Annotated in this window: 10 protein-coding genes; 3 read left to right on the top strand and 7 right to left on the bottom strand. The window is 29.6% G+C overall.

Features of this window, described 5'->3' with window-relative positions; genetic code table 11:
* Nucleotides 1–58 precede the first annotated feature (58 nt).
* Nucleotides 59–982 (top strand): LysR substrate-binding domain-containing protein, encoded by a 924-nt coding sequence (locus ACH5TW_RS00760; RefSeq protein WP_439334562.1) that lies wholly within the window; start codon nucleotides 59–61, stop codon nucleotides 980–982.
* Nucleotides 983–1,047: 65 nt separating this feature from the next.
* Here the strand turns inward: ACH5TW_RS00760 and ACH5TW_RS00765 are convergent, their stop codons facing one another.
* Nucleotides 1,048–2,049, bottom strand: coding sequence for a hypothetical protein (locus tag ACH5TW_RS00765; RefSeq protein WP_439334563.1), 1,002 nt, complete (start codon nucleotides 2,047–2,049; stop codon nucleotides 1,048–1,050).
* Between the two features lie 139 nt (nucleotides 2,050–2,188).
* On the opposite strand from ACH5TW_RS00765, the gene ACH5TW_RS00770 reads away from it, so the two are divergent.
* Nucleotides 2,189–2,962 carry a hypothetical protein gene (locus tag ACH5TW_RS00770; RefSeq protein ID WP_439334564.1) on the top strand — a complete coding sequence of 258 codons (774 nt, stop codon included), beginning with the start codon at nucleotides 2,189–2,191 and terminating at the stop codon, nucleotides 2,960–2,962.
* 24 nt (nucleotides 2,963–2,986) lie between these two features.
* Nucleotides 2,987–3,502, top strand: a complete 516-nt coding sequence (locus ACH5TW_RS00775; protein WP_439334565.1) for a hypothetical protein — start codon at nucleotides 2,987–2,989, stop codon at nucleotides 3,500–3,502.
* Between the two features lie 124 nt (nucleotides 3,503–3,626).
* Here ACH5TW_RS00775 and ACH5TW_RS00780 read toward each other — a convergent pair whose 3' ends face one another.
* The 6 genes from ACH5TW_RS00780 to ACH5TW_RS00805 form a co-directional block, all read right to left on the bottom strand.
* Nucleotides 3,627–4,295 (bottom strand): DUF8453 domain-containing protein, encoded by a 669-nt coding sequence (locus ACH5TW_RS00780; protein WP_439334566.1) that lies wholly within the window; start codon nucleotides 4,293–4,295, stop codon nucleotides 3,627–3,629.
* Between the two features lie 183 nt (nucleotides 4,296–4,478).
* Nucleotides 4,479–4,898: a hypothetical protein gene (locus ACH5TW_RS00785; protein ID WP_439334567.1), complete on the bottom strand. Its 420-nt coding sequence runs from the start codon at nucleotides 4,896–4,898 to the stop codon at nucleotides 4,479–4,481.
* A 181-nt stretch (nucleotides 4,899–5,079) separates the two neighbouring features.
* Nucleotides 5,080–5,712, bottom strand: a complete 633-nt coding sequence (locus ACH5TW_RS00790) for a hypothetical protein (protein WP_439334568.1) — start codon at nucleotides 5,710–5,712, stop codon at nucleotides 5,080–5,082.
* Between the two features lie 158 nt (nucleotides 5,713–5,870).
* Nucleotides 5,871–6,389: a hypothetical protein gene (locus ACH5TW_RS00795; protein WP_439334569.1), complete on the bottom strand. Its 519-nt coding sequence runs from the start codon at nucleotides 6,387–6,389 to the stop codon at nucleotides 5,871–5,873.
* Nucleotides 6,390–6,596: 207 nt separating this feature from the next.
* Complete coding sequence (locus ACH5TW_RS00800) at nucleotides 6,597–7,166, bottom strand: GNAT family N-acetyltransferase (RefSeq protein WP_439334570.1); 570 nt, start codon at nucleotides 7,164–7,166, stop codon at nucleotides 6,597–6,599.
* Nucleotides 7,167–7,322: 156 nt separating this feature from the next.
* The gene (locus tag ACH5TW_RS00805) at nucleotides 7,323–8,042 is read right to left on the bottom strand and encodes a toll/interleukin-1 receptor domain-containing protein (RefSeq protein ID WP_439334571.1); all 720 of its coding nucleotides are present in this window, start codon (nucleotides 8,040–8,042) and stop codon (nucleotides 7,323–7,325) included.
* Nucleotides 8,043–8,285 lie beyond the last annotated feature (243 nt).

The raw sequence follows: 8,285 nt of genomic DNA on the forward strand, positions 1-8,285 counted from the left end.
ATGTTTTTTATTTATATATTTTTATTTATATTTATTATAAAATATATAAATATTATTTATGAATTATACTTTGCATCAGTTAGAAGTGTTTTTAAAAATTGCAGAATTTCAAAGTGTTACAAAAGCTTCGGAGGCTTTGTATCTTACTCAACCAGCGGTTTCAATTCAATTAAAAAAGTTTCAAGATCAGTTTCAAATACCATTGTTTGAGGTGGTTGGACGACGAATTTATATAACAGAATTTGGGGAAGAAATTGCTACAGCTGCAAAAAAAATAATTGAGGAAGTAAAAGCTATTAATTATAAAGCTTTATCATTTCAAGGGGAATTAGCTGGTAAGTTAAGTATTGCTATTGTGTCTACAGCAAAATATGTAACGCCTTATTTTATATCAGATTTTATAAATAATAATAGAGGTGTCGATTTAGTAATGGATGTTACTAATAAGGCATCAGTTATAAGGTCGTTAGAGAATAATGAAGTAGACTTTGCTATGGTTTCAACAATTCCTAAAAAACTTAAAATAAATAGAATTGAGCTTATGCAAAATAAGTTATACATGGTTGGTGGAAAGGATTATAATCATAAAGGAAAGTACTTATCTAAAAAAGAATTTCAAAATTTACCACTTATTTACAGAGAACAAGGATCGGCTACAAGATTAGCTATGGAGAAGTTTATAGATTCTATGAAAATATCTACTTATAAAACAATAGAACTTACATCTAATGAAGCATTAAAACAAGCTGTAATATCAGGGTTGGGATATTCCATTATGCCTTTAATTGGTATAAAAAATGCTATTAGTATTGGTGATTTGCAAATTATTCCCACTAAAGGACTTCCTATTATTACCAATTGGAATTTAATTTGGTTGAGTTCAAAAAACATGTCGAACGTTGCAAAAAGTCTTATAGAACATATTAAAAATAATAAAGAAGATATTATTAAAAAACATTTTGATTGGCTGGAAAAGTATTAGTCTATATATTAACAACATATATTTTAATTAAAGAGTTTAAGTCTCTAAGAATTTTAATGTTTTGTTTACTCAAAATCAAACACATCGTTATCCATAGTTATGCGTTTTCTTAATTTATCAATTTTTAGATGCATTCTTTTAAAAAATAATGAACGGTCTTTTTCTCCAGCATTTACTAATAGTTTAGATATACTCATTTGTTTTTCGAAAAATTCGAACATAAGTTCACAAGTTGGTTGGTGTTCTATTTTAAAATAGCTTATTACCGTAAAAGGTGTGAAAAATACTTTCTGATATGGGGTTTTTACCATAATTGTATTACTCATTGTATGAATATCGTTAATATATAAATTATAGATAGCCTTGTTTTTAGACCCAATTAGTGATTGTTGAATGGCTTGTTTTTCTATATGTTTTATTACATCTTCTATATCTAAACAAATTAATAATGCTAATTCTTTAGATAATGAGCCGGCTTCAAAGTAATATAAAACTTGTTGTAATGTTCCGTTAATAGTGGTGTTATTCCATATTTCAGTAATGTTAATGTCTTTATAAACTTCACCTAATTTAAATGCGCTTTCTAATAATGCTTCTGGTATTTCCTTTACAAAGTCATCAAATGAAATTTTATTTCTAGTCATTTCTGGGTCCACATCCTTTAACCAAACATAGATTTTATATCTCGATAGAAGAGAATCTTTAAGCGTATGAAATAATGGAATGTCTTTAGCAGAATAGATAATAGAAGCGCTTTTTAGTTTTGTTAAAGGAAAAACACTGTTATAGGATTGTTTTAGCCACATTCCTAAACCTTCTTTGTTATGAATAGGCGGCGATAAATTTGCGAGTATGCTGGTTTGACTCCCAACTTCAAACAGTTTGTTTAATGAAACCTTGTAGTGTTTTGCAAGCTTTACACTTTCTTCTAAAGATAAGCTCGTTTTTAAATTAATCCTTCTATAAGCAGCATCATAGCCTATATCTAAAACACTTGCTATTTCTTCAGTAAAGGAATTGTTATCAACAGATTTGGCCTTTAAATATTTAATAAATTGTTCTTGCATTTTTTCAAAAATTACAAGTAGGAATCAGGCAGCTTTTGTGAAAAATAAGAAAAATAAATTGGTTTTTAATCATTTTGTGTAAATGATTATCAATTATTACAAATTAGTTTTGTGTTGTAACTAATTAATAATCATAGCGATGAAATATTTTTTAAAAATCACATTCCTTTTTTTAATTGTCATATCCGTTTCTTGTTCACCTGCTAGAATTTATACAACTGGTTCATATGGTTCTTTAAAATCATATTCAGAAAAACAGCATTATATAGGCAGGAAAACAACAGAGACTTATGTTTCTGGTGATTTGAGTATTGGAAAACATCCGCAAGAAGCAGCAACATTTAATGATAAAAAAACAGTTACTGCAATTAATGTTCACAGAAATACAACAGGAAGACGTTATAATTTTTATTATGGATTAGGAGTTGCTTTTGGTACTTATAAATTTACTGAGGGTTATCAAGACCTTATAAGGAATGGTGAAAAGAGTAAGTTTTTTGCAGTTAATTTAAAATCGGGAATAAATTACACATATACACGTCCCAAAGTAGATTGGCGATTTGTAGGTTTTGAGGTGGCATATCTTAATGAATCTGGTGCATATCAAGATAAACTAAATAAGTTAAGTTTAGTTGAAGATGAAGATTTATATGTTGCAAACCAAAAATCTATGTTTACTTACCAGTTTTATTCTGAATATGTTTTTAAAATATCTGATGAAGAAGCTTTTACGATAGGTTTTTATGTTGGAGACTTAATAAATAGAAAGTTGGCGAATATATATGATGTAGATACTAGTTTTAATGGATTTACTATTGGTTTGAGGTTAAAAAAATATACAATTAGTAGCATATTTGAAACCGGACAAGGGGATATTCAATCTACTAAAATAGGTCTTACTTATAAACTATAACATTTACTGACTAAAATTATAATAATGAAAACAATTACAAAACAATTACTAGCTATAACTCTTTGCTTTACATTAATATTTAGCATGAATCTTTTTGCGCAAAAAGAAGCAAAAAGGCATGATGCTTTTTTTAGAATATATTCAGCAGATGGAAAAAAAATAGCAATAGGGCATATTAAATTTATTAATGATAGTATTTTGGGATTGAAAAATGGCGATAAATTAATAAAGTTGGGTATTGACGATATAGGTTATTTAAAAACGAAACATTCTGCAGGTCATAATGTGCTTGTTGGTGCAGTTCCTGGAGCTTCTTTAGGTGTTATAATGGGTGTGTCAACAGCAGATCCTGATGCATTAGTATTTTCATATACAAAGGGAGAAGGCGCAGCTTTTTTTGGAGGAATTGGTGCTCTTGGAGGTGCTGTTATTGGAGGGTTAACCTCTCTTTTTAAAAAAACAGAAACTTATATTATTAATGGAGATATTAATAAATGGAAGGTGTTTAAAGAAATGATAGAAAAGACTAGATTTCGTTAGTTCTAAATTTAATAATGATGAAATTATATATTGATTCTTTAAATTATCGAAAAAATATACTTATTTAAAAAAGCATCTCAAAATTTATTACTTATATACGTATGTTAGCAGCTGGCTTTTTTGTTTATTTTGGTGGTTGCCATTCAAGCCAATTTTGTGGTTTTAATTCGTTTAAATTGCATTTTTTTGTTTTACTATTTACTTCAATTTCGTCTCTTTTTCGAACAGCAAAAGCCTTTTTTCTTAAACTATATGCAACCCATACATCAGTAATCCATTTTCTCGTATCAGTTTTAGTTGTAGTTGAATATAAAAGAGCAATTGCATATTTTAAATCAGATTTATCATTTATTATATTTTTTAATAATGGGTTTTTAATATCAAATGAAGAGATAATATGGGTTTCTCCGGGTGAAACAATATCTATGTCTGTATGGTCAGTCGGATTTCTTGTATCATTATCAACCCATGGTTGAGTTGCTGAGTGTAAAATTCTAGCTGGGATTGGACCTGAATTTTTTACTACAAACTTAACTCTTGATAAATTTTCCGTTAAAGGTTCTACTTCAATTTCAAGTATTAGAATTGGTCTTGTTTCCGAGAGTGTTATTTGTAAAGTTTTGTCTAGTTGAGAACTTTGCCAAAAAGATATAAAAAGCGCTAATATGGCGGCAAAAGCAGCAACAATACTAGCAAAAGCAGCAACTTTATTAGAATCTGATAAATATGAAATAATTCTAGATTTTAATTTTTTTTTAGAATCAATCTCGATAATTTCTTGCTCACTTTCCATGTCGGTTTTTTCTATGTGCGATTTGTTTTTCAGCTTGCTGCTAACGATTACGTATAATATTAGTGGCGCGTTTAAGCATTAATTTAATAAATAGAAACTTGCCAGCGGAAAATTCCGAAGGAATTTTCCAAGTAAGCTAAAACTAGCCATTAATTTTATGCTTTGTTGTAGGTAGTTTTTTATTCATATTTTATTAATCAACCATATAATTCCAATTCCAGAAAATAAAAATCCGCCAATTATAAATATCATTGGGAAGTAGGTTTTCCAAAAGTCGCTGTTAATCATTATTTCGTATTCTTTGTCTTTTTTTAAGTAGATAATTTCAATCGGTTGATTAATCTTTTTTGGGTTTGCACTTGAGTTTAATTTTTGTGTCGTTTCAATTCCATTTTTGTCAGTAAATCGAACAATAGGGAAGTGGTAAGTGGTTGAATATCCGTCAGCATCTTCACTTTCTTCCTCAACGAAATCAATTATTTTAGCTTTTGTTTTAATTCCGTTTGTCTGTATTCTGCGATTCGAATTTCGAATATAGAATCCTGCATATAAAAATCCGCCTCCAACAATTAAAAAGACAATATTCCCTATTAAATTTTCCATTCAGTTTCTTGGTGCGTCAAAATTACCTACAACGGTTACGTATAATATTAGTGGCGCGTTTAAGCACTAATTTAGTAAATAGTAACTTGCCAGCGGAAAATTCCGAAGGAATTTTCCAAGTAAGCTAAAACTAGCCATTAATTTTATGCTTTGTTGTGGTGCGTATTTTTTAAATTCCATCTTATGGCCTTGGTGGTGGACTAAAGTATTTTTTATCAACTAAAAGTATTTTCAAATCCGTTTTATTTGTAATTCGGTAATAGGTTTCTGTAAGTTGCTTTAAGATGTTAGGTAGATTCTTAAAATCATTTTTATCATCATACTGAATACATATCGTTAGCTTTTCTGAGCTTTCACTCAACTCTAGGTTTTTCCCATTATTTTCAATATCTTTTCTTAAAACATTTTCTAAACTATCCAAAGGAATACCAGATTCGTTATTTTTACTAATCTTATTATTATAGATTTCAATTACATTTTTAGTTTTAATAATTCTAATAGAATCTTCTTTTAGACAAGTGTTTCTGAAATAAATGGTTTTAATTTCGCTATCTGTTGTTGAAGTTATTTTTGGTATACTATCATTGCAGGCTATTTTTTCAGTCCGATTAATTAATTCAAGCCAGTTTTCAAAATTATTGACATCTAATTCAACGCCTAGACTGTCATTTTGTTTGTTCCACTTTCCAAATTCCATTTGAATCAAGGCTGTTTCTTTTTGCACTGATTCATTTTCTTTTTTGTCAATGTTTCGACATCCAATTATTGTTAAAATCAGTATAACAGCGAAAGATATTTTAAATTTATTTTCCATTTCGTTTTGTTTATATGCACTACAACGGTTGTGTATAAGAATAGTGCGATTTTGTGTCCGAGGATTTTCCGCAGGAAAATCAGAGAGACCAAATACGCGCTATCTTTTTGATTTAGGAATAAATTTAAGCATTATTTCTTATACTTTGTTGGCACACGTTATTTTATTTTTTTCATCGTATTTATTGTATTCGGCGCACAATCCGTTCCGTCAGTTTCATTATCAGTATATCCGATTGTTACTTTTGTTGAGTCTGATGAAACTCGTATATAAATCACATAATCTTTTTGGTCAATTGAGTATTCGTTTGAAGGATAAGAAACACCATTTTCATCTTCGTCAATTTCTGAATCCAATCCGTAATTTTTATTAATTGCTTTTCCGTAATATTCGGTGTCACACGGCATAGTTTCTGAACTTAAATAATAGTCAATGCTGTCTTTTGCAATAAAATTAATTCCGATTAATTGTCTTGAATCGATTCCTTTATATTCATACACTTTCGAATATTTTTCTGAAAGAAAGTCAAGTATTTTGTCGGTTGATTCTGAGCTCGATTCCGTTAAATCAATTTGAGTTTTGATTTCAGGTTCGGTTTTTTCTTCCAATTCAGAAGTCTGTTTTATATTCATTTGTTCTGGTTCAGTTGTCTTGTTTTTGCAACTGGTAAATATCAAAATCAGAATAATTATGTTTATAGTTCTTGTTTTCATCTAATGTGTGCCAACGGTTACGTATAATATTAGTGGCGCGTTTAAGCACTAATTTAGTAAATAGAACCTTGCCAGCGGAAAATTCCGCAGGAATTTTCCAAGTAAGCTAAAACTAGCCATTAATTTTATGCTTTGTTATGCCACGTTTTTGTTTCTTCCTTTCGGATATTTTTAAATTTTATTTCCCCATTCTTCTTTAAGAATACTGTAGACATACGTTCCTTTGCTTTCTCCATAAGATTGGATATTGTAATTTCTTAAAAGACCTTCTTTAAAAGCTCCAATTTTTTCTACCGCCTTTTGAGATTTTATGTTATTAATGTCTATTTTAAATTCAACTCTTCGTAGATTTAAATTGTCAAAACAATAGTCTAAAAGTAGTCCTTTACAAATTCCATTAATACCAGTTCCTTGAAATTTTTCGCCAATCCAAGTCCAACCTATTTCTATCCTTTTACTTTGAAAACTAATATTTCCAAACATTGTCAATCCGATTGGGTTATTATTTTTCTGATTTATAATTATTAAAGGATATAATTCTTTTTCTTTTTTTGCTTTCAAACAGAAGTCAAAATAATCGATTAAATCATTTCTGTTTTTTACTCTTGCTCCAAATTCGCCTAATTCTTTATTGTAACTTATTTGCTCAATAGAGTCAATATCATTAATTGATAAAGGACGCAATAAAATCGAATCATTTTTAAGAATCAATTCTGATGAGAAAAATTTTTCTAAGGTCATTTTTTTATTTGCGCAATTTTTGGTTAATGTGGCATAACGGTTTTGTGTATGATTAGTGGCGTGTTTAAGTACCTAGTTTAGTAAATAAAAACCGAATAGAAAATCCGCGAGGATTTTCGTAAGTAGGCGAGTACTAGCCATTAATTATACACGTTGTTAGCTGTAGTTGTTTTCATTCACAGTAATTAATTCAGCCAATTTCTTTGCAACATTTTCCATTGTATCCTCTTGTGTATCTAATCCATTTCTCGACCCTAATAATGGACTCACATCTCTCAATTCATCATAAGTTGTATTGTGCACAATAGGTACAAGTTGGTCTGTAGCAAGTAAAGCAGATAATTCTTTTTCGGCTACACCTTCGTTCTGTACTCTTTTCAAGAAGCTAGGTGTTACTAAAACAATTCCAATTTTAGATTTGGCTAAACCTTTATCGATTTCCCGAAGAAATGAAGTTCCTAATGGTATGTCTTTTTCACTGAACCATACATTTACACCATTTGATTCTAGTAAGTTGTATAATTCTAACGCAGATTCTTTTCTGTCATCCCAAGCGTGGCAAAGAAAAACATCTCTAATATCAGGTTTTTCGGCTCTTTTTTCAACGACTTTTCTAACAGGTGTAAGTGTATTTATCTCTGCTGAAGTATAATAAATAGTAGAACCAGATTTTGACCAAGAAGCTTTTCGAGTTCGACCTTTTGAACTATTATAATTTCCAGATGAAGATGTTCTTCTGCTCGAAGTATAAGAGTTATCATAAGATGGATATGAATATCCAGAACTATATCCACCATATCTACTACTACACGCAGGGCAATTTGCTCGTCCACTTGCTGTTCTATGTCCTCTCGAAGGTGCTGTACATCTTGCCATATTTTTTATTTTTTTAGGTTGACTAAATTATTAATTTACTTTCATCTTCATTTACGGAAAGCCGTATTCGAAATATTCTAACGTTTTTTTTTAATTACAGCTAACGGTTGTGTATAAGGATAGTGCGGTTTTGTGTCCGAGGATTTTCCGCAGGAAAATCAGAGTGACTAAAAATGCACTAACCTTTAGATTAAGGAATAAATTTAAGCATTATTTTTATACTTTGTTGTAAACAGGCTTTTA

Source organism: Thalassobellus sediminis, assembly GCF_044386045.1.
Lineage (GTDB): Bacteria > Bacteroidota > Bacteroidia > Flavobacteriales > Flavobacteriaceae > Thalassobellus > Thalassobellus sediminis.